General features: G+C 71.4%; 20 protein-coding genes and 1 pseudogene. 2 read left to right on the forward strand and 19 right to left on the reverse strand.

From position 1 onward, the window contains the following. From nuoH to CO540_RS30210, 14 genes and pseudogenes are all read right to left on the reverse strand, one after another. A complete protein-coding gene (nuoH, locus tag CO540_RS17745) occupies positions 1-1356 on the reverse strand; it encodes an NADH-quinone oxidoreductase subunit NuoH (protein ID WP_099162916.1) in 1356 nt (451 codons plus the stop codon). Next, the gene (locus CO540_RS17750) at positions 1353-3836 is read right to left on the reverse strand and encodes an NADH-quinone oxidoreductase subunit G (RefSeq protein ID WP_099162917.1); all 2484 of its coding nucleotides are present in this window, start codon (positions 3834-3836) and stop codon (positions 1353-1355) included. The genes nuoH and CO540_RS17750 overlap by 4 nt, the downstream gene beginning before the upstream one ends. Continuing rightward, on the reverse strand, positions 3836-5152 hold the full coding sequence (nuoF, locus tag CO540_RS17755; protein ID WP_099162918.1) for an NADH-quinone oxidoreductase subunit NuoF: 1317 nt from the start codon (positions 5150-5152) through the stop codon (positions 3836-3838). Before nuoF ends, CO540_RS17750 begins: the two co-directional genes overlap by 1 nt. Positions 5153-5454: 302 nt before the next feature. Next, positions 5455-6300, reverse strand: a pseudogene (gene nuoE, locus CO540_RS17760) (NADH-quinone oxidoreductase subunit NuoE); the annotation flags it as partial. Continuing rightward, positions 6297-7622 (reverse strand): NADH-quinone oxidoreductase subunit D, encoded by a 1326-nt coding sequence (locus CO540_RS17765; protein WP_091583700.1) that lies wholly within the window; start codon positions 7620-7622, stop codon positions 6297-6299. The pseudogene nuoE and the gene CO540_RS17765, both read right to left, overlap by 4 nt. After that, a complete protein-coding gene (locus tag CO540_RS17770) occupies positions 7619-8356 on the reverse strand; it encodes an NADH-quinone oxidoreductase subunit C (RefSeq protein ID WP_099162920.1) in 738 nt (245 codons plus the stop codon). The genes CO540_RS17765 and CO540_RS17770 overlap by 4 nt, the downstream gene beginning before the upstream one ends. Beyond that, entirely contained in the window at positions 8353-9030 is a 678-nt protein-coding gene (locus CO540_RS17775) for an NADH-quinone oxidoreductase subunit B family protein (protein ID WP_091062855.1), read from the reverse strand. The genes CO540_RS17770 and CO540_RS17775 overlap by 4 nt, the downstream gene beginning before the upstream one ends. 11 nt (positions 9031-9041) lie before the next feature. Beyond that, entirely contained in the window at positions 9042-9407 is a 366-nt protein-coding gene (locus CO540_RS17780) for an NADH-quinone oxidoreductase subunit A (RefSeq protein WP_073834101.1), read from the reverse strand. Between the two features lie 132 nt (positions 9408-9539). After that, positions 9540-10814 carry a geranylgeranyl reductase family protein gene (locus CO540_RS17785; RefSeq protein ID WP_098746117.1) on the reverse strand — a complete coding sequence of 425 codons (1275 nt, stop codon included), beginning with the start codon at positions 10812-10814 and terminating at the stop codon, positions 9540-9542. A gap of 134 nt (positions 10815-10948) precedes the next feature. Continuing rightward, positions 10949-11167, reverse strand: coding sequence for a hypothetical protein (locus CO540_RS17790; RefSeq protein ID WP_091565146.1), 219 nt, complete (start codon positions 11165-11167; stop codon positions 10949-10951). Positions 11168-11241: 74 nt separating this feature from the next. Then, positions 11242-11952 carry a demethylmenaquinone methyltransferase gene (locus CO540_RS17795; RefSeq protein ID WP_091565145.1) on the reverse strand — a complete coding sequence of 237 codons (711 nt, stop codon included), beginning with the start codon at positions 11950-11952 and terminating at the stop codon, positions 11242-11244. Positions 11953-12051: 99 nt separating this feature from the next. Further along, on the reverse strand, positions 12052-13311 hold the full coding sequence (locus CO540_RS17800; RefSeq protein ID WP_099162921.1) for a cell wall anchor protein: 1260 nt from the start codon (positions 13309-13311) through the stop codon (positions 12052-12054). 403 nt (positions 13312-13714) lie between these two features. Then, positions 13715-14905: a cyclic dehypoxanthinyl futalosine synthase gene (gene mqnC, locus CO540_RS17805; RefSeq protein ID WP_099162922.1), complete on the reverse strand. Its 1191-nt coding sequence runs from the start codon at positions 14903-14905 to the stop codon at positions 13715-13717. Then, positions 14902-15063, reverse strand: coding sequence for a hypothetical protein (locus CO540_RS30210; protein WP_157779150.1), 162 nt, complete (start codon positions 15061-15063; stop codon positions 14902-14904). The genes mqnC and CO540_RS30210 overlap by 4 nt, the downstream gene beginning before the upstream one ends. A 19-nt stretch (positions 15064-15082) precedes the next feature. Between CO540_RS30210 and CO540_RS17810 the strand changes: the two genes are divergently transcribed. After that, on the forward strand, positions 15083-15478 hold the full coding sequence (locus CO540_RS17810) for a hypothetical protein (protein ID WP_099162923.1): 396 nt from the start codon (positions 15083-15085) through the stop codon (positions 15476-15478). A gap of 37 nt (positions 15479-15515) precedes the next feature. Continuing rightward, positions 15516-16043 (forward strand): hypothetical protein, encoded by a 528-nt coding sequence (locus CO540_RS17815; protein ID WP_099162924.1) that lies wholly within the window; start codon positions 15516-15518, stop codon positions 16041-16043. A 186-nt stretch (positions 16044-16229) separates the two neighbouring features. Here the strand turns inward: CO540_RS17815 and paaE are convergent, their stop codons facing one another. Genes paaE through paaA form a run of 5 tightly spaced genes read right to left on the reverse strand, consistent with a single transcriptional unit; the run spans position 16230 to position 19894 of the window. Then, positions 16230-17351 carry a 1,2-phenylacetyl-CoA epoxidase subunit PaaE gene (gene paaE, locus CO540_RS17820; RefSeq protein ID WP_099162925.1) on the reverse strand — a complete coding sequence of 374 codons (1122 nt, stop codon included), beginning with the start codon at positions 17349-17351 and terminating at the stop codon, positions 16230-16232. Beyond that, positions 17348-17824, reverse strand: coding sequence for a 1,2-phenylacetyl-CoA epoxidase subunit PaaD (gene paaD, locus CO540_RS17825; RefSeq protein WP_099162926.1), 477 nt, complete (start codon positions 17822-17824; stop codon positions 17348-17350). The genes paaE and paaD overlap by 4 nt, the downstream gene beginning before the upstream one ends. Beyond that, positions 17821-18546: a 1,2-phenylacetyl-CoA epoxidase subunit PaaC gene (gene paaC, locus CO540_RS17830; protein WP_099162927.1), complete on the reverse strand. Its 726-nt coding sequence runs from the start codon at positions 18544-18546 to the stop codon at positions 17821-17823. Before paaC ends, paaD begins: the two co-directional genes overlap by 4 nt. Further along, complete coding sequence (gene paaB / locus CO540_RS17835; RefSeq protein WP_088959289.1) at positions 18543-18830, reverse strand: 1,2-phenylacetyl-CoA epoxidase subunit PaaB; 288 nt, start codon at positions 18828-18830, stop codon at positions 18543-18545. Before paaB ends, paaC begins: the two co-directional genes overlap by 4 nt. Next, positions 18827-19894, reverse strand: coding sequence for a 1,2-phenylacetyl-CoA epoxidase subunit PaaA (gene paaA, locus CO540_RS17840; protein ID WP_099162928.1), 1068 nt, complete (start codon positions 19892-19894; stop codon positions 18827-18829). Before paaA ends, paaB begins: the two co-directional genes overlap by 4 nt. Positions 19895-20194 lie beyond the last annotated feature (300 nt).

Genomic DNA, 20194 nt, shown 5'->3' on the forward strand with positions numbered 1-20194 from the left:
TCACACCTCCCTGGAGTCCGAGCCGGCGACGACGTTGGCCGGCTCCCGCTCGGCGACCACGCGCCGGGTGCGGGGGCTCGGCGGAACCTGAAGATCCATCGGGGGCAGCGGGAAGCTGCCGTACGGCCGGCTGTCCACCTGTTCCTGCGGGGACGGCTTCGGCTGCTTCTTCTTGCTGGGCCAGAAGAGCGTGGCCAGCAGCAGCACGCCCGCGCCGATGGCGGTGGCGAGCAGCCGGTCGTTGGTCTGCCAGTCCTCGATCGAGCGCAGCCCGGCGAGCACCAGGATCCAGACCAGGTTGATCGGCAGCAGCACCTTCCAGCCGAACCGCATGAACTGGTCGTAGCGGAGCCGGGGCAGCGTGCCGCGCAGCCAGACGAACACGAAGACCAGCAGGATCACCTTGCCGAAGAACCACAGCATCGGCCACCAACCCTCGTTGGCGCCCGACCAGAGCGTGATCGGCCAGGGGGCCCGCCAGCCGCCGAGGAACAGCGTGGTGGTGACCGCCGACATGGTCACCATCGCCACGTACTCGGAGAGCATGAAGAGCGCGAACTTCAGCGAGCTGTACTCCGTCATGAAGCCCGCGACCAGCTCCGACTCCGCCTCCGGCAGGTCGAACGGCGCCCGGTTGGTCTCGCCGACCATGGCGATGAAGAAGATGATGAAGCTGGGCAGCAGCAGGATCGCGTACCAGCCGGGGGCGGGCAGGTCGAACCCGCCGATGCTCAGTTGCGTGGCGTCGCCCTGCGCGGCGACGATCCCGCTGGTCGACATCGTGCCGGCGGTCATGAACACCGCCACGATGCTCAGCCCCATCGCGACCTCGTAGGAGATCATCTGGGCGCTGGACCGGAGACCGCCGAGCAGCGGGTACGTCGAGCCGGAGGCCCACCCGCCGAGCACGATGCCGTAGACGCCCATCGAGGAGCAGGCCAGGATCACCAGCACCGCCACCGACACGTCGGTGACCTGCAGCGGCGTCCAGTGGCCGAAGATGCTCACCTTCGGGCCGAACGGGATCACCGACAGCGCGGTGACCGCGGAGATCACCGAGATGGTCGGGGCGAAGAAGAAGACCACCTTGTCGGCGGCGCGCGGGAGGATGTCCTCCTTGAACGCCATCTTCAGGCCGTCCGCGAGCGTCTGGAGCAGGCCGAACGGGCCGACCTGGTTGGGGCCGGGCCGCACCGCCATCCGGCCGACGACCCGCCGCTCGAACCAGACGCCGAGCAGCGTGGCCAGCAGGCCGAAGGCGAACGCGAAGACGATCTTCCCGAGGACCAGCCACCACGGGTCCCGGCCGAAGTCGGCGAGCGTCGGGTCCTGCGCCGCGAGGATGACGGCGTTCACTGGGATACACCCCCGGTGTTGAGGAGCGGACCCGGGCGCGCGGCGGCGTCCGCGGCGACGGGCGCCGCGGTCACCGTGACGACGTGACCGGACGTCGCGCCGAGGCTGCGGCGTACGGTCGAGCCGGGTGAGTTGGTCGGCAGCCAGACGACGCCGTCCGGCATCTCGGTGATCGCCGCCGGCAGGGTGACCGCGCCGCGGTCGGTGCCGACCGTGACCGGGTCCCCGTCGGCCACGCCGAGCGCCTCGGCGGTGCCCTTGCCCAGCCGGACCACCGGCGGGCGGGCGGTGCCGGCGAGGTGCTCGTCGCCGTCGGTGAGGCTGCCCAGGTCGACGAGCTGGTGCCAGGTGGCCAGCACGGCCTGGCCCGGGCCGGGCTGCGGCACGGTGGCCGGCTCGACCGAGGGCGCGGACGGCCGCTCGACCCGGGTCCGGGGCAGCGCCCCCAGCTCGCGGCGCACGCTCGGCACGTCGCCGGCGCCGAGCCGCACGTCGAGCTGCGCCGCGATCGCGTCGAGCACCCGGCCGTCGGTCATCGCGCCGGTGTCCAGCACCTTCTCGAAGGTGCGCAGCCGGCCCTCCCAGTCGAGGAAGCTGCCGGCCTTCTCGACCACCGGGGCGACCGGGAAGACCACGTCCGCCCGCCGGGACACCGCGCTCATCCGCAGTTCCAGGCTGACCAGGAACGGCACCGCGTCCAGGGCAGTCTCGGCCAGGCGCGGGTCGGCCAGGTCGGCCGGGTCGACCCCGGCCACCACCAGGGCGCCGAGGCGGCCGTCGGCCGCCGCGTTCAGAATGCCGTCGGTGTCGCGGCCGGCCTGGCTCGGGATGACCCCGGCCGGGATGTCCCACGCCTCGCCCAGCTCGGCGCGGGCGGCCGGCTCGGTGACCACGCGACCGCCGGGGAGCAGGTTGGGCAGGCAGCCCGCGTCGACCGCACCGCGGTCACCCGCGCGCCGCGGCACCCAGGCCAGTCGGGCTCCGGTACGCCGGGCCACGTCCGCCGCCGCGGAGAGTCCGCCGGGCACCGCGCCCAGCCGCTCGCCGACGATCAGGATCGCGCCCGGCTGCCCCAGCGCCTCGGCCACCGTGGCGTGTTCGGCCAGCACGCTGGCCTCCTCGCCCGGCACCACCCGGGCGAGCTTCGCCCCGAGCTTCTCCAGGCCGCGGGTCGCGAACGGCGCGATCGCGTAGACGGTGAGCTTCTTCTTCAGGTACGCCTTGCGCAGCCGCAGGAAGAGGATCGGGCACTCCTCCTCCGGCTCCAGGCCGACCAGCACCACCGCGGGCGCGTTCTCCACGTCCGCGTAGGTCACGTCGGTGACCCCGGCGACGTTGCTGGCCAGGAAGTCGGCCTCCTCGCGGGAGACCGGGCGGGCCCGGAAGTCGATGTCGTTGGTGTGCAGCGCCACCCGGGCGAACTTCGCGTACGCGTAGGCGTCCTCGACGGTGAGCCGGCCGCCGGTCAGCACCGCCGTGCCGGTGCCGCCGTCGCGGGCCGCGCGCAGCCCCTCGGCGGCCCGGGCGAACGCCTCGCTCCAGGACGCCTCGCGCAGCTCACCGGTCTTCTCGTCCCGCACCAGCGGGGTGGTGAGCCGGTCGAACGCGCGGGTGTACTGGAAGCCCCAGCGGCCCTTGTCGCAGTTCCACTCCTCGTTCACCGCCGGGTCGTCGCCGGCCAGCCGGCGCAGCACCTTGCCCCGCCGCCAGTCGGTGCGCTGGGCGCACCCGGCCGAGCAGTGCTCGCAGACGCTGGGCGAGGAGACCAGGTCGAACGGGCGGGACCGGAAGCGGTACTGCGCGCCGGTCAGCGCGCCCACCGGGCAGATCTGCACGGTGTTGCCGGAGAAGTACGAGTTGAAGGGAACATCCCCCTCGTCGCCCTCCTCACCGTACGCGTCGTCCCGGTAGATGTTGATCTCCTCGTGCGAGGAGCGTCCCATCAGGTCGATGAACTTGTCGCCGGCGATCTCCTCGGAGAACCGGGTGCACCGCTGGCAGAGCACGCAGCGCTCGCGGTCGAGCAGCACCTGGGTGCTGATCGGCAGCGGCTTCGGGTACTCCCGCTTGTGCTCGTGGAAGCGGGAGTCGGTGCGGCCGGTGGACATGGCCTGGTTCTGCAGCGGGCACTCGCCGCCCTTGTCGCACATCGGGCAGTCCAGCGGGTGGTTGAGGAGCAGCAGCTCCATCACCCCCTCCTGGGCCTTCTTGGCGACCGGCGAGGTGAGCTGGGTCCGCACGACCATGCCGTCGGCGACGGTCTGGGTGCAGGAGGCGACCGGCTTGCGCTGGCCCTCCACCTCCACCAGGCACTGCCGGCAGGCACCGGCCGGGGCCAGCAGCGGGTGGTCGCAGAAGCGGGGGATCTCGGTGCCCAACTGCTCGGCGACCCGGATCAGCAGCGCTCCCTTGGGCGCGGTGACCTCGACGCCGTCGATGGTCAGCGTGACGGTCTCGGTCTGCTTGGCTACGTCCGTCATCAGTGGGCTCCAACCAGCTGCTTGTCGGAGAGCTTCGGAGCGGTACGTCCCTCGATGTAGTCGAGGTAGTCCTGCTTGAAGTACTTCAGCGACGAGGTCACCGAGCTGGTCGCACCGTCACCCAGACCGCAGAACGAGCGGCCGAGGATGTTGTCGCAGGTGTCGAGCAGGGTGTCCAGGTCCTCGTGGGTGCCCTGGCCGGACAGGATCCGCCGGTAGACCCGGACCATCCAGTAGTTGCCCTCGCGGCACGGGGTGCACTTGCCGCACGACTCGTGGTGGTAGAACTCCAGCCACCGGTAGGTCGCGTAGACCGGGCAGTCCTGGTCGGAGAAGATCTGCGTGGCCGTGGTGCCCAGGATCGAGCCGGCCGCCGCCACCCCCTCGAAGTCCAGCGGCACGTCCAGGTGCTCGGCGGTGAGCAGCGGCGTCGACGAGCCGCCCGGGGTCCAGAACTTCAGTTCGTGTCCGGGCTTCATCCCGCCGGCCAGCTCGATCAGCTCGCGCAGCGTGATGCCCATCGAGCACTCGTACTGGCCGGGGTTGGCGATCCGGCCGGAGAGCGAGTAGATCATCGGGCCGGAGGACTTCTCCGTGCCCATGGTCTTCCACCAGTCCGCGCCGCCCAGCACGATGTAGGGCACGCTGGCGATGGTGCCGACGTTGTTGACCACGGTCGGGCTGGCGTACAGGCCGTGGGTCGCCGGGAACGGCGGGCGCAGCCGGGGCTGGCCCCGGAAGCCCTCCAGCGAGTCCAGCAGCGCGGTCTCCTCGCCGCAGATGTACGCCCCGGCGCCGGAGTGCACCACCAGCTCCAGGTCGAACTTCGAGCCGAGGATGTTCCGGCCGAGGTAGCCCTTGGCGTACGCCTCGGCCACCGCGCTGCGCAGCCGCCGGGCGGCGTGCACGGCCTCGCCGCGGATGTAGATGTACGCCCGGTTGGCCCGGATCGCGTACGACGCGATGATCACGCCCTCGACCAGCGCGTGCGGGTCGTGCGTCATCAGCGGCAGGTCCTTGCAGGTGCCCGGCTCGCCCTCGTCGGCGTTCACCACCAGGTAGTGCGGCTTGCCGTCGCCCTGCGGGATGAACCCCCACTTGAGACCGGTCGGGAAGCCCGCGCCGCCCCGACCGCGCAGCCCGGAGTCCTTGATCAGCTGGATCAGGTCGTCCGGGTGCGCCTTGAGCGCCTTGCGCAGGGCGGCGTAGCCGTCCAGCTTCTCGTAGGTGCCGAGCCGCCAGGCGTCCGGCGACAGCCAGCGCTTGGTGAGCACCGGCGTGAGCTTGGCCAACGTCTCCGGCCGAGGAGTGGTCACTTCCGGACCCCCGTTCCGCTCGCGTCCGCCGGGTCGGCGCCGTCGGCGTCCGTACCGGCCTCCGCCTCCTTGAGGTTGCGCTCCTGCGCGCCGGCCGCGTCGCCGGCGGGCTTGCCGTCGCCGGCCGGCGGGTTCGCCGCCACGCCGGCGGCCTCCGCCGCCCGCGCGTCGCGCGGCGCCGGCGCCGGGCCGTCCACCGGGACCTTGGTGCCCGGCGCGTCCGCCACCGCGGTCCGCGCGTCGGGCTGCCGGGTCTCGGCGGTACGCACCTGCGGCGACTTGTCGTCCGGCGCCTTCGCATCCGGCGCGGTGCTGCCGCTGGCCGCCGCGGGCGTCGCCGGCTCGGCCGCGCCCGCGTTGCCGGCGGTGTCGGCCTTGGCCGGCTCGGCCTTGGCCGGCTCCGGCGCGGGGGCCGGCTTCTCGGCCTCGGCCTTCGCCTTGGCCTCGGCGGCGGCCCGGTCGGCCTCGGCCTTGCTGCGGATCGGCGTCTTCGGGTCGAAGCCCGGCACCGCGATGCCGTGCTCCTCGGCCAGGCGCAGGCCGCGCAGCGTGGGCGCACCCGGCCCGCCGTCGGCCACCGCGCCGTCCCGCTCGTCGGCGAAGCCGGCGAGCTGGACCGCCATCTCCTTCAGCGTGCAGAGCCGCGCGCCCCGGGTCGGCATCGGCCGGCCACCCGCCTGCAACTCCTGCACCACGCCGAGCGCGCCCTGCGGCTCCACGTTGTCGAAGAAGTCGTAGTTGACGGTCATCACCGGGCCGTAGTCGCACGCCGCCAGGCACTCGGCGTGCTCCAGGGTGATCTTCCCGTCGGCGGTGGTCTCCTCGTGCCCGACGCCCAGGTGCTCGGCGAGCGTGTCGTAGACCGCCTGGCCGCCCAGCACGTCGCACATGGTGTTGGTGCAGACGCTGACCAGGTAGTCACCGCTCGGCTTGCGCTTGTACATGGTGTAGAAGGTGGCGACCGCGCCGACCTGGGCCTTGTTCAGCCCGAGCACCTCGGCGCAGAACTCGACCCCGGCCGGGGAGACGTAACCCTCCTCGGACTGGACCAGGTGCAGCAGCGGCAGCAGCGCCGAACGCGACCGGTCCGCCGGATACCGGGCGATGATCTCCCGCGCCCGGACGCGGGTCGTTTCGGAAAAGCTCATCGGTCACAACCACCCATCACGGGGTCCAGCGAGGCGCCGCCGGCGATCACGTCGGCGATCAGGCCACCCTCGGCCATGGCCGGGAGGGCCTGGAGGTTGATGAAGCTCGGTTCCCGGTAGTGCACCCGGTAGGGCCGGGTGCCGCCGTCGGACACCGCGTGCACGCCCAGCTCGCCGCGGGGCGACTCGATGCCGACGTACACCTGGCCCGGCGGAACCCGGAAACCCTCGGTGACGAGCTTGAAGTGGTGGATCAGCGACTCCATCGACTGACCCATGATCTTCGCGACGTGCTCCAGCGAGTTGCCCATGCCGTCGACGCCGATGGCGAGCTGCGCCGGCCAGGCGATCTTCTTGTCGGACACCATCACCGGGCCCGGCTTCAACCGGTCGAGCGCCTGCTCGACCAGCTTCAGCGACTCGCGGATCTCCGCCAGTCGGACCAGGTAGCGACCCCACACGTCACCGTCGGTGTGGGTCGGCACGTCGAACTCGTACGTCTCGTAGCCGCAGTACGGCATGGTCTTGCGCAGGTCCCAGGCCAGGCCCGCGGAGCGCAGCACCGGGCCGGTCACGCCGAGCGCCAGGCAGGCGGTCACGTCGAGCACCGCGACGTTCGTGGTGCGCTCGATCCAGATCGGCTGGCCGGAGAGCAGGTTCTCGTACTCCTTGAGCTTCTTCGGCATCAGCGCCAGGAAGTCGCGGATCTTGCGGATCGCGTCGTCCGGCACGTCCTGCGCCACGCCGCCCGGCCGCACGTACGCGTGGTTCATCCGCAGGCCGGTGATGGTCTCGAAGATGTCGAGGATGTACTCCCGCTCCCGGAAGCCGTACAACATCATGTTGATCGCGCCCAGCTCCATGCCGGTGGTGGCCAGCCAGACCAGGTGCGAGGAGATCCGGTTCAGCTCCATCATCAGCACCCGGATCGTGGTGGCCCGCTCGGTCACCTCGTCGGTGACGCCGAGCAGCTTCTCCACCGCGAGCGCGTACGCCGTCTCGTTGAAGATCGGGGAGAGGTAGTCCATCCGGGTCACGAACGTCGAGCCCTGGACCCAGTTGCGGTACTCCAGGTTCTTCTCGATGCCGGTGTGCAGGTAGCCGACGACCGAGCGGGCCTCGCGGACCGTCTCGCCCTCCAGCTCCAGGATCAGCCGGAGCACGCCGTGCGTGGACGGGTGCTGCGGACCCATGTTGACGACGATCCGCTCGTCGTTGATCGGGTCGGTGCCGGAGACGACCTGGTCCCAGTCGCCACCGGTGACGGTGAAGACCTTGCCCTCGGTGGTCTCGCGCTCGGTCGCGTAGTTCGACGTGGTCACTGGTACGACCTCCTCCGGTCCGGCGGCGGGATCTCGGCGCCCTTGTACTCCACCGGGACGCCGCCGAGCGGGTAGTCCTTGCGCTGGGGGTGCCCCTCCCAGTCGTCCGGCATGAGGATCCGGGTCAGGTTGGGGTGGCCGTCGAAGACGATGCCGAACATGTCGTACGCCTCCCGCTCCTGCCAGTCGGCGGTCGGGTAGACGGCCGTGACGCTCGGCAGGTGCGGGTCCTCGGCGGAGACCGCGGCCTCCAGCCGGACCTGCCGGCGGTAGGTCATCGAGGTCAGCTGGTAGACCACGTGCAGCCGGCGCTCGTCGGCGCCCAGGTAGTCCACACCGGACACCGAGGAGCAGAGCTCGAAGCGCAGCGACAGGTCGTCGCGCATCACCTGGCAGACCTCGGCGATCCGCTCCGGCCGCACGTGCAGGGTCAGCTCACCCCGGTCGACCACGACCTTCTCGATCGCGTCGCCGAAGGCCGGGTAGGCCTCCTCCAGCGCGTCCCGCACCTCGTCGAAGTAGCTCCCGTACGGCCGGGCGGCCTCCTCGATGGGCTTGCGCTGGCGGACCAGGCCGCCGTAGCCGGAGACGTCGCCGGTGCCCTGGTTGCCGAACATGCCCCGGCCGGCCGGGGAGGCCGGCGGGTACTCGGCCGGCGCGGTGGAACTGGCCCCGGCGGGGGTGGTCGGTACCGGCACCCCGCCGTCGTTGTTCCGGTCGTTCGGCGAGGTCATTTCGGGCCCCCCTGCGTCTGGAGGTGGTTCTGCGCCTTCATCCAGTTCTCGATCCGCAACTGCTCCTCGCGCCCCTCGCGGACCGCCTTCGTCCACTCGGCGCGCCGGGCCTTGTCGTTGCGGTACGACGACGGCATCGAGCCGTACGGCACGACGGGGACGTCACCGCGCTCCTTGCGGGCCTCCAGCATCTTGCGACCGTTCGGGCCCAGCGGCTCGTACATGATCTTCTCGCGGAGCTTGAGCACCGCGTCGATGAGCATCTCCGGCCGGGGCGGGCAGCCGGGCAGGTACATGTCGACCGGCACGACGTGGTCGACACCCTGCACGATCGCGTAGTTGTTGAACATGCCGCCGCTGCTGGCGCAGACGCCCATCGAGATGACCCAGCGGGGCTCGGCCATCTGGTCGTAGATCTGCCGCAGCACCGGGGCCATCTTCTGGCTCACCCGGCCGGCGACGATCATCAGGTCGGCCTGCCGGGGCGAGGCGCGGAAGACCTCCATGCCCCAGCGGCCCATGTCGTAGTGCGGGCCGCCGGCCGCCATCATCTCGATGGCACAGCAGGCGAGGCCGAACGTGGCGCCCCAGACGGACGACTTCCGCGACCAGTTGACCAGCTTCTCGACGCTGGTGAGCAGGACGCCGGAGGGAAGCTTCTCCTCGATGCCCATCTGCTACCTCCTCAGTCCCAGTCCAGGCCGCCGCGCCGCCAGACGTAGGCGTAGGCGACGAAGACCGCGACGATGAACAGGACCATCTCCACGAAGCCGAAGATCGGCAGGGCGTCGAAGGAGACCGCCCAGGGGTAGAGGAAGATGATCTCGATGTCGAAGACGATGAAGAGCATCGCCGTCAGGTAGAACTTGATCGGGAACCGGCCGCCGCCGACCGGCTGCGGGCTCGGCTCGATGCCACACTCGTACGCCTCGAGCTTGGCCTTGTTCAGACGCCGGGGGCCGGCGAATCGGGCGGCGGCCACGGAGAACAGCGCGAACCCCGCGGCGAGGGCGAACAGCCCGATGATGGGTGCGTAAGGAGAGAGCGTCATCGTTGTCCCCTGCTCGTCCTTCCCTGACCTCGGTGGTTGGCCAAAATCACACTATTCACGTCCCTCACGACCTCGGTCGGCGGGGGTCGATCTCCGTCCGTCCCGTGGGCACGCCCCCGGGCCGGTGGTCTCCTACACGGCCGGGGCCGCCTTCGTCATCGCGTTGATGACCCGGTCCATCGCGTCCCCGCCGCGCGGGTCGGTCAGGTTCGCCAGCAGCTTGAGCACGAAGCGCATCAGCATCGGGTGCGGCATGCCGTGCTTGGTGGCCAGCCGCATCACCTCGGGCCGGCCGATCAGCTTCACGAAGATGCCGCCGAGCCGGTAGTAGCCGCCGAAGCGGGCCTTCAGCTCCTGCGGGTAGGCCATCAGCGCCCGCTCCCGCTCCGCGCCGGCCGGGCGGGCGAGCGCCTGCACCGCGACCTCCGCGGCCAGCTCGCCGGACTCCATCGCGTACGCGATGCCCTCGCCGTTGAACGGGTTGACCATGCCGCCGGAGTCGCCGACGAGCAGCACGCCGCGGGTGTAGTGCGGGACCCGGTTGAAGCCCATCGGCAGCGCGGCGCCGAGGATCGGACCCTCCGCGTTGGCCTCGTCGGTCATCCCCCAGTCCTCCGGGGTGTTGGCCAGCCAGTCGGTGAGCAGTCGCCGGTAGTTCGTCTTGCCGAACGCGGAGGAGGAGTTGAGCACGCCCAGGCCGACGTTCACCCGGCCGTCGCCGAGGCCGAAGATCCAGCCGTAGCCGGGCAGCAGCGCGTCGTTGCCCTTGGCCCGCAGCTCCAGCCAGGATTCCAGGTAGTCGTCGTCGTGCTTGGCGGGCGAGCGGTAGTAGCGGCGGACCGCGACGCCGATCGGCCGGTCCTCCCGCTTGGTCAGCCCGAGCGCGAGCGGGAAGCGGCCGGAGACCCCGTCGGCGGCGACCACCAGCGGCGCGTGGAAGGTGGCCGGCTCCTTGTCCGGGCCGACCTCGGCCTGCACGCCGATCACCCGGTCGTCCGCGTCCAGCACCGGGGTCAGGACGTTCACCCCGGTGCGCAGCTTCGCGCCGGCGGCGACGGCCCGCTGGGCGAGCAGGTCGTCGAAGTCGAGCCGGGTCCGGACCAGGCCGTAGTTGGGGAAGCTGGCCAGGTCGGGCCAGTCCAGCTCCAGGCGTACCCCACCGCCGATCACCCGCAGGCCCTTGTTGTGCAGCCAGCCGGCCTCGGGCGAGGTGTCCACGCCCATCCGGATCAGCTGCCGCACGGCGCGGGGCGTGAGCCCGTCGCCGCAGACCTTCTCCCGGGGAAACTCCGTCTTCTCCAGCAGCAGCACGCGTACGCCGTGCCGCGCCAGGTGGTACGCCGTGGCCGATCCTCCGGGACCGGCGCCCACGACGATGACGTCGGCGTCGTTCTCCACCGCGGTCATCCGCGCCTCCTCCCGCATGCTCGTGAAATGCTTCACAAGCCGATCGGGTTGGAGTCTATGACCGGCGTTACACCTGTATGCGACCAGGGGTGCCTAACTTCACGGAAACCCGCCGGTAAGGATGTGGATATCGGTCACGGGCGGGCCGGCGTGGCCGGCCCCAGACCGGCGTCGAGCCGGATCGCCTCGGGCAGGTGGTCGCGCAGCGCGCCCCCGGCCGCGCGGTCCAGCGCCGCCAGCACCTCGGCGACGACCTGACGGACGTCCGCGGGATCCGCCCCGGCCAACTCCCTGAGCTGGGCGATCAGCTCGGCGGCGTCGTCGTCGGTGGCGACCTGGTCCGATCCCGTCATGGGGGCGAGCCTACGGGACAAAGTAGACCAGAACCGGATATTCACGAAATGGTCGGTTTGAGTCGACCGAGGGATCAGTCCCGGACGGCGCGGTGCAGCGCGACGACGCCGCCGGTCAGGTTCCGCCAGGCCACCCGGCCCCACCCGGCCGCACCGATCCGCGCGGCCAGCGCGGCCTGGTCCGGCCAGGCCCGGATCGACTCCGCGAGGTAGACGTAGGCGTCGGGGTTGCTGGACACCGCGCGGGCCACCGCCGGCAGCGACCGCATCAGGTACGACAGGTAGACCGTGCGGAACGCCGGGTTCACCGGCGTGCTGAACTCGCAGACCACCAGCCGCCCGCCCGGCCGGGTCACCCGGGCCAGCTCGCGCAGCGCGGCGTCGGTGTCACTCACGTTGCGCAGCGCGAAGGAGATGGTCACCGCGTCGAAGCTGGCGTCGGCGAACGGCAGCCGCAGCGCGTCCCCGGCCAGCAGCGGCACCGCCGGGCGGGTGCGCTTGCCGGCGTGCAGCATGCCCAGCGACAGGTCGGCGCCGACCGCGTACGCCCCGGAGTGGGCCAGTTCCTCGGTCGACACGCCGGTGCCGGCGCCCACGTCCAGCACCCGCTCGCCGGGGCGCAGGCCGAGCGCCGCCCGGGTGGCCCGCCGCCAGGACCGGTCCTGCCCGAAGGAGAGCACGGTGTTGGTCAGGTCGTAGCGGGCCGCCACACCGTCGAACATGGCGGCGACCTCGTGCGGCTGCTTGTCCAGGCTGGCGCGCTGGCCCTGCGGGGTACGGCTCACCCCTCCACTCTGCCAGCCATGCCGGCCCCGGCTCCCCCCGGGTACGCGACGAGGGCGGGGTGGTCGCCCACCCCGCCCTCGTCAGGCAACCGTCTCCGGTCAGTCCTCGGTGCGCTCCTCGGTCGGGGCGACCAGGACCACCTTGCGGCGCCGGGACAGCATCATCAGCGCCGCACCGGCGGCGAGGACGACCGCGCCGATGCCGCCGATCAGGCCCACCTGCACACCGGTCACCGGCAGGCCGCCGTCACCGGAGCCACCGCCGCTGCCGCCACCCGCGGTCGGGGTCGGGACCGCGGTCGCGCCGCCGCTCGGGGTCGGCTCGGCGGTCGGCGTCGGCTGCGGAGTGCCGCTGGGGCCGGGCGTGGGCTCGGCGGACAGGTCGACGAAGGCCTCGAAGATGGTGTGGTTGTCCAGCTCGTCGACCTCGGCGAAGGTGCGTCGTTGCGCCTGGCTGGCGGCCTTGGGCGCCTCGTCCGGCGTGCCCTCGGCGCGGTCCAGTCCGTAGGCGAAGAAGTCGCCCTCGTGCAGCACGGTCTCGGTCACGTCGTCGCCGACGCGCACGGTGACCCCGGCGGTGTAGTACTGGCCGGGCCGGATCACCGCGCCCGCGTCCTCGCAGACGGCCTGCTGCTTGCCCAGCACCTCCTGGCGCACGCAGCCCTCCGGCAGGTCGACGAAGGCGACCCCGGCGGGCAGCGTGAGGCCGTAGACCACACCGGTGGCCGACTGGCTGCCGTGGTTGTAGGCCGCCCAGTCCAGCGGGACCGTCCTGCCCCGACGCACCGGCTTCAGGTCCGGCTCGTCCCGCACCGCGCCGTTGACCACGACGTTGTCCTGGATGTCCTGCACCCAGGCGGTGAGGTCGTAACCCGGCTTGGTCACCCGGATCGGTAGCTCGACGATGTCGTCGGCGGTGTTCGGCTGCGGGGTGGTGGTGGAGACGCCGACGGTCAGCACGCCGCCGTCGCCCTTGCCGCCGGTGCTGAACAGCGGGATGCCGAAGTCCTCGCTGGTGCCGGCCGGCACGTCGCCCAGGAGGCAGTCGAAGAGCTGCGGGGAGACCACCCGGCAGCCGGCCGGGCGCAGGTAGCCCACCCGCTTCGGGTTGAGATCGTCCACCTTGACCCGGACGCTGACGTCCTTGGCGGTGGCGGTGCCGACGTTGGTGACGGTGAACTTGACCGGCTTGGCCTGGGCCGCCTCGACGCCCCTGGCCAGCCCGGTGCTGATCGGGGCGAGGACGAGGTCGGCCAGGTCGGCCGCCTGCGCCGGCACGCCGAACGCGACCGGCGCGGCGGTGGAGAGCAGGGCCACCACGCCGGCGCGGGCCAGCGTGGAGCGGTATCGGAAGGTCATGGTTCCCCCGGGGGTAGGGACGTGCCGATCAGGCACGGAACGAACGGACGGTACCGGAGCGACGCATCGACGCGCCAGCGCCGTACGGTTGCAATTCCCACTGACCGCCACCGACAGCAAGGGCGGGATGGTCACCCATCCCGCCCTTGCCGCGGTGCGTTATGTGAACGGCCCTCATGGGCCGATGGAGGACGACGGTCCGCCGGACGCCGCCAGCGTAGTCGCCGCGACGGCGCGCGGTACCGCCCTCGACCGGGTCGCCGCCGACCTGTTACCTGGCAGCTCGCGGCCCTGATGGACGGTGCCGAGCGGGCACGTTAGCGGCCCGCCGACGGGCCCGTCGAGATCCACGCCGAAGCTTCACCGGAAACGACGGGCCGTCCAGCCGAACGGTGGAGCCGCGTCAGTTCACCTCGACCAGGGGCAGTGACTTCCCGGCGCCGCCGCCGGGCAGCGCGATCGACGAGAAGTGCGACACCACGCGGTCGTCGCTCGGGTCGTCGGCGGGCGTGTGGTGCACCGCGAGCCGGCGGTAGAGGGTGTCGCGCTGGGCCGGGATCCGGTCCGCCGAGCGGATCATGCCGATCAGCTCGTGCAGGTTGGACCGGTGCCGGGCACCGGCCGAGGAGATGACGTTCTCCTCCAGCATGATCGAACCGAGGTCGTCCACGCCCATGTGCAGCGCGAGCTGGCCCACGTCCTTGCCGGTGGTCAGCCAGGACGCCTGCAGGTGCGGCACCGTCTCGAAGAAGAGCCGGGCCACCGCGATCAGCCGCAGGTATTCCAGCGCGGTCGCCTGGGTGCGGCCCTTCAGGTGGTTGTTCTCCGGCTGGTAGGTCCACGGGATGAAGGCCCGGAAGCCGCCGGTGCGGTCCTGCACGTCGCGGATCATCCGCAGGTGCTCGATCCGCTCGGCGTTGGTCTCGCCGGTGCCCATCATCATGGTCGCGGTCGACTCCAGGCCCTGCCGGTGCGCCAGCTCCATGACCTCCAGCCAGCGGGCGCCGGACTCCTTCAGCGGCGCGATCGCCTTGCGCGGCCGGTCCGGCAGCATCTCGGCGCCGGCGCCGGCGATCGAGTCCAGGCCGGCGGCCTTGATCCGGGCGATCGCCTCGTCCAGGCTCACGCCGGAGACCTTCGCCATGTGCAGGATCTCGCTCGGCCCGATCGAGTGGATGGCGAGCTGCGGGTAGGCCTTCTTGACCGAGGAGAACAGCTCCTCGTAGTACTCCACGCCGTAGTCCGGGTGGTGCCCGCCCTGGAGCATGACCTGGGTGGCGCCCAGCTCGACCGCCTCGCCGCAGCGGCGCAGGATCTCCTCGGTCGGGTGGGTCCAGCCCTCCGAGTGCTTGGGCGCCCGGTAGAACGCGCAGAACTTGCACGCCGTCACGCAGACGTTCGTGTAGTTGATGTTGCGGTCGATCAGGTACGTGACGATGTTGTCCGGGTAGCGGCGGCGCCGGACCGCGTCGGCCGCCTCGCCCAGCGCGTGGAAGGGCGCGTCGGTGTAGAGCAGCAGGGCCTCCTCGGGCGTGATCCGCCCGCCGTCCGCGCCGCGTTGCAGGATGTCGTCGATCTCCTGGTTCGCCGTCACATCCCCGAGCCTACGTCGCCACCCGTGGATGCCGCCGTACCGGGCCCTCCGGTGTGAGCCGAACCCACCCGCCCAATCATATTACCAAGATCGATATAAAATTTTCGGTGGTCGTTGACAAGATGTTCAGCATCTCGCATCATCTTGTCGAGATCCATCGACGCATTGGAGTGGGATGTGAGCGAGACGGAAACCGCTCAAGGCATCGCCGCCCGTTGCCGAGCGGACGGAGGACTAACGGAAGCGACCCTCGGCGAGTTGCGGACCGAATTGGGCTACCGCAAGCTCGGCCGCTGGGTCCTGGCCGAGATCGCCGACACACTCAGGGCGACCGGCCTCGGCTTCTTCCCCTCCCACCGGCTCGACGCGGCGCTCAACGCCGAGCCACGGCAGTCGCAGACGGTCTGGATCTACGTCCGGGACGGCAGCCCTCGAGCGCGTGTGATCGATGCCGTCCTACAGCCGGACGACTGTGACGTCCGAGCAGAGCTGGACGTCATCGGCACCAAGAACCCCGCCGGCCTGACCGCCCGGCAGAAGCTCGACCGCATCAGGGAAATCGTCAACGCCTGACCAGGTCTGAGCAGCGACAGGAAGGCGACCTCGTCCCATGACCGCGCACGTCTTCGTCGACGAGACCAAGGAGCGAGGGCTTCTTGTCGCCGCCGTGGTCATGCACCCGGCCGATCTGACCGCTGCGCGCCGGTCGATTCGTGATCTCATCCTGCCCGGCCAACGCCGTATCCACTTCCACAAGGAGAGGGACGACCGGCGCCGTCAGATCGTCGACGGGCTTCTCGCGCTCTCCGCGCACGCCGTCATCTTCGACGCGAAGCACCATCGCAACGCCAGGGTCGCTCGCGAGGCATGCCTCGTCTCTCTGGTGGAGCACGCGGCAAAGATCGGGGCTGCGCGCCTCGTCCTGGAACGCGACGACTCGACCTTCCAAGCCGATCGACGCCTGCTGTTCGAGCAGGTCAGGAAGTACGGGGTGGACGGGAGGCTGCGTTACGACCAGCTGCATGCTCACGAGGAGTGCCTGCTGGCCATCCCCGACGCGCTGGCGTGGTGCTGGGCCAAAGGCGGGCGCTGGAGGAATTCCATCCGTCGCATGGTCAGTGAGTCGCGACAGGTCTGACGAGGCGCAGACAGCGCGAGACCCGGCCCACCCACCGTCCGGAAGGCTGCCGGGTCCACTTCCACGGGGCTAGTGCCCCTGGCAGTTGAAGGTTACCGCTGTCCGAACCGTTCGGACAAGAAATGGACGTGGCGCGCCGCGTCGGGTTCGGGGGTCGCGGCGCCACGGCACCTTGTGGTGTTGCCGCTAGGCGTCGTAGTCGACGGTCAACTTGTCGGTGACCGGGCTGGACTGGCAGGTCAGGACGTAGCCGGCGGCGACCTCGTCCGGCTCCAGGGCGTAGTTGCGCGCCATGGTCACCTCACCCTCGGTCACCTTGGCCCGGCAGGTCGAGCAGACCCCGCCCTTGCAGGCGTAGGGCAGCTCACCACGCACCCGCAGCGCCGCGTCCAGCACCCGCTCGTCCCGACCCATGGTGAAGCTCGACGAGCGGCCGTCCAGCAGGATCGTCACCTCGGCGCCGGCGCCGGGCCGGTCGGTCTCCCGGCGGACCGGCTCCGGCGGGGCATCCACGTGGAACAGCTCGGTGTGCACCGCCGAGTCGGGCACCCCGCGACCGGCCAGCACCGCCTTGGCGTCCACCACCATCCCGTACGGGCCGCAGAGGAACCACTCCTCGATCTCGTCGCCGGGCACGACGGTGTCCAGCAGCCGGGTCAGCCGGTCGGCGTCGATCCGCCCGGACAGCAGCGCCGACTCCCCCATCTCCCGGGACAGCACGTGCACCAGGTGCAGTCGGGTCGGGTAGCGGTCCTTCAGGTCGGCCAGCTCCTCGGCGAACATCACCGTGTTCGCCGTGCGGTTGCCGTACACCAGGGTGACGGTGCTCCCCGGCTCGACGGCCAGCGCGGTCGCGGCCAGGCCGAGCACCGGGGTGATGCCGGAGCCGGCCACCACCGCGCCGTACCGGCGGACCCGGTCCGGCGCGAACGCGGAGGTGAAGTGCCCCAGCGGGGGCAGCACATCGACGGTGTCGCCGCCGCGCAGCGCGCCGCAGGCGTACGCGGAGAAGGCACCGCCCGGGACCTCGCGCACCCCGATCCGCAACCGGCCGTGCCGGGCCAGCTCGTCCGGGGTGGAGCAGATCGAGTACGACCGTCGCGCCTCCCCGGCCTCCGGGTCGGCGGCGCTCGCCGGACGCCGGACCGTGAGGTGCTGCCCGGCAGAGAACGCGAACGTCTCCCGCAGCTCCTCGGGCACCGCGAACGTGATCGACACCGAGTCGTCGGTGAGCCGGTCGACGGCGGCGACGGGCAACGGGTGGAAGACCGGCCGGCGGCGGACCGGCCGGGTGATGGTGACAGTCACAGCGCCTTCAGGTGGTCGAAGGGTTCGGAGCAGGAACGGCAGCGCCACAACGCCTTGCACGCGGTGGAGCCGAACCGGCTGACCTGCGTGGTGTCCGGCGATCCGCACCGCGGGCAGCGGACCGCCAGGGTCAGCGGCACCACGGTGTCGTCGCCGCGCGGGCCGGGCGGCGCGATGCCGGCGGCGGCCAGCTTGGCCCGGCCGGTGTCGGAGATCCAGTCGGTGCTCCAGGCCGGGCTGTAGACCGTGCGGACCTCGGCGTCCGGATGCCCGGCCGCGGCGAGGGCGCGGCGGATGTCCGCGCGGATCACGTCCATGGCCGGGCAGCCGGTGTAGGTGGGGGTGATGGTGACCAGGACCCGGCCGGTGCCGGGCTCCTCCTCGACCGCGCGCAGGATGCCCAGCTCGTCGATGGTGATGACCCGGATCTCCGGATCCACCACCGCCGCCACGGCCGCCCTGACATCGCTCACCAGCGCGCTCCGGGGTGGGCGCGGTGCAGCACCTGCATCTCGGCCAGCAGGTAGGAGAGGTGTTCGGTGTGCACGCCGTCCCGGCCGCCACCCGGGGTCCAGCTCGTCTCCGGGCGGGTCAGCGTGGCCTCGTCCAGCACGGCGGCCACGGTGGCGTCGAAGTCGGCCCGCAGGGTGGTCGGGTCGACCGGCGCCGCCGGGTCCGGGACGAACAGCTCGTGCACGTACGGCCAGACCTCGTCCACCGCGTCCTGCATGCGACGGTGCGACTCGTCGGTGCCGTCGCCGAGGCGCTTCACCCAGAGCGAGGCGTGGTCCAGGTGGTACGCCGACTCCTTGCGCGCCTTGGCGCCGACGGCGGCCAGCCGGTCGTCCCCGCAACCGGACAGCGCGGTGTAGAGCGGGAGCTGCCAGGCCGCGAGGAAGAACAACTTCGCCATGGTCACGCCGAAGTCGCCGTTGGGCAGCTCGACCAGCAGGCAGTTGCGGAACTCCCGGTCGTCGCGCAGGTAGGCCAGGTCGTCCTCGTCCCGGCCGGCGCCCTCCAGCTCGCCCGCGTACGTGAGCAGCAGCCGGGCCGCGCCGAGCTGGTCGAGGGCGATGTTGGCCAGCGCGATGTCCTCCTCCATCTCCGGCGCGCGGGAGGTCCACTCGCCGAGCCGCTGCGCCGCGACCAGCGCGTCGTCACCGAGGCCGAGCGTGAAGCCGAAGACGCTGCTCACAGGTGTGCCACCCCGTCCGGCACCTCGTAGAACGTCGGGTGGCGGTAGACCTTGTCGGCCGCCGGGTCGAAGAACGCGTCCTTCTCGTCCGGGCTGGACGCGGTGATCGCGCTCGCCGGCACCACCCAGATGGAGACGCCCTCCTGGCGACGGGTGTAGAGGTCGCGGGCGTTGCGCAGGGCCAGCTCCGCGTCGGGCGCGTGCAGGCTGCCGACATGGGTGTGCGAGAGGCCCCGCCGGGCCCGCACGAAGACCTCCCACAGAGGCGAGGATTCCTTGCTCATGCGGCGACCTTCTCCTTCGTCCGGGCCTGCTTCGCGGCGTACGCCGCGGCGGCCTCCCGTACCCAGGCGCCGTCGGTGTGGGCCCGCCGCCGGTGCGTCATCCGCTCCCGGTTGCACGGCCCGTCACCCTTGATGACCCGCATCAGCTCGGCGTAGTCGGGCTGGGTGTAGTCGTACGCCTGCCGCTCGTCGTTCCAGCGCAGGTCCGGGTCCGGAATGGTCAGGCCGAGCACCTCCGCCTGGCCGACGCACATGTCGACGAAGCGCTGGCGCAGATCGTCGTTGGAGAAGCGCTTGATCTTCCAGGCCATGGACTGCGCGCTGTGCGTCGAGTCCCCGTCGGGCGGGCCGAACATGGCCAGGGAGGGGTACCACCAGCGGTCCAGCGCGTCCTGGGCCATCGCCTTCTGGGCCGGGGTGCCGTGCGCCAGCGTGTGCAGGATCTCGTAGCCCTGCCGCTGGTGGAACGACTCCTCCTTGCAGACCCGGATCATGGCCCGGGCGTACGGGCCGTAGGAGCAGCGGCACAGCGGCACCTGGTTGACGATCGCCGCGCCGTCCACCAGCCAACCGATGGCCCCGACGTCGGCCCAGGTGAGGGTCGGGTAGTTGAAGATCGAGCTGTACTTCTGCCGGCCGTCGAGCAGCAGGTCCACCAGCTCGTCCCGGCTGATGCCGAGCGTCTCGGCGGCGGCGTAGAGGTAGAGGCCGTGGCCGGCCTCGTCCTGCACCTTGGCCAGCAGGATGGCCTTGCGCTTGAGGGACGGCGCCCGGCTGATCCAGTTGCCCTCCGGCTGCATTCCGATGATCTCGGAGTGCGCGTGCTGGGCGATCTGCCGGATCAGCGTCTTGCGGTACGCCTCCGGCATCCAGTCCCGGGGCTCGATCTTCTGGTCCGCGCCGATGACGTCGGTGAAGTACGCCTCGACGTCCTCGTCCGGTGCCGGGCCGCCGCGCCGGGCGCGCGCCGCCGCCTCGCGCAGCGCCGCCTCCGCGGCCTCCACCTCGCCGAGCAGGCCGCCGCCCGGACCGTCCTCGGGCGGGGCGAAGTCGTTGCCATACATGAGGCCAGTGTTACAGCTCGCGACGCGTGACACCAGAGGGTGTAACAGGATTCCCCGGCCACCTTCGGTGACCGGGCGGACGCCCGCCGTGGTCGCGGCTGACCTGGGAAAACGTCTGTGACGTCGACCACTTGCCAAAGATGAAACCCCCCAAGTGCGGCATAGCGGTTCAATGTCCCGCCCACCCGGCGAGTCGGCGGGCGTCGGAGTCTGGCGTACGGCCGGTCCGGAAGTAGACTTCCCCCGGCACACCGATCGGCTGCCGTTGATCGCCACAGCTCAGGCCACCGTCCCCCGGCC

The sequence above is a fragment of the Micromonospora sp. WMMA2032 genome (genome assembly GCF_002688545.1).
GTDB classification, from domain to species: domain Bacteria; phylum Actinomycetota; class Actinomycetes; order Mycobacteriales; family Micromonosporaceae; genus Micromonospora; species Micromonospora sediminicola.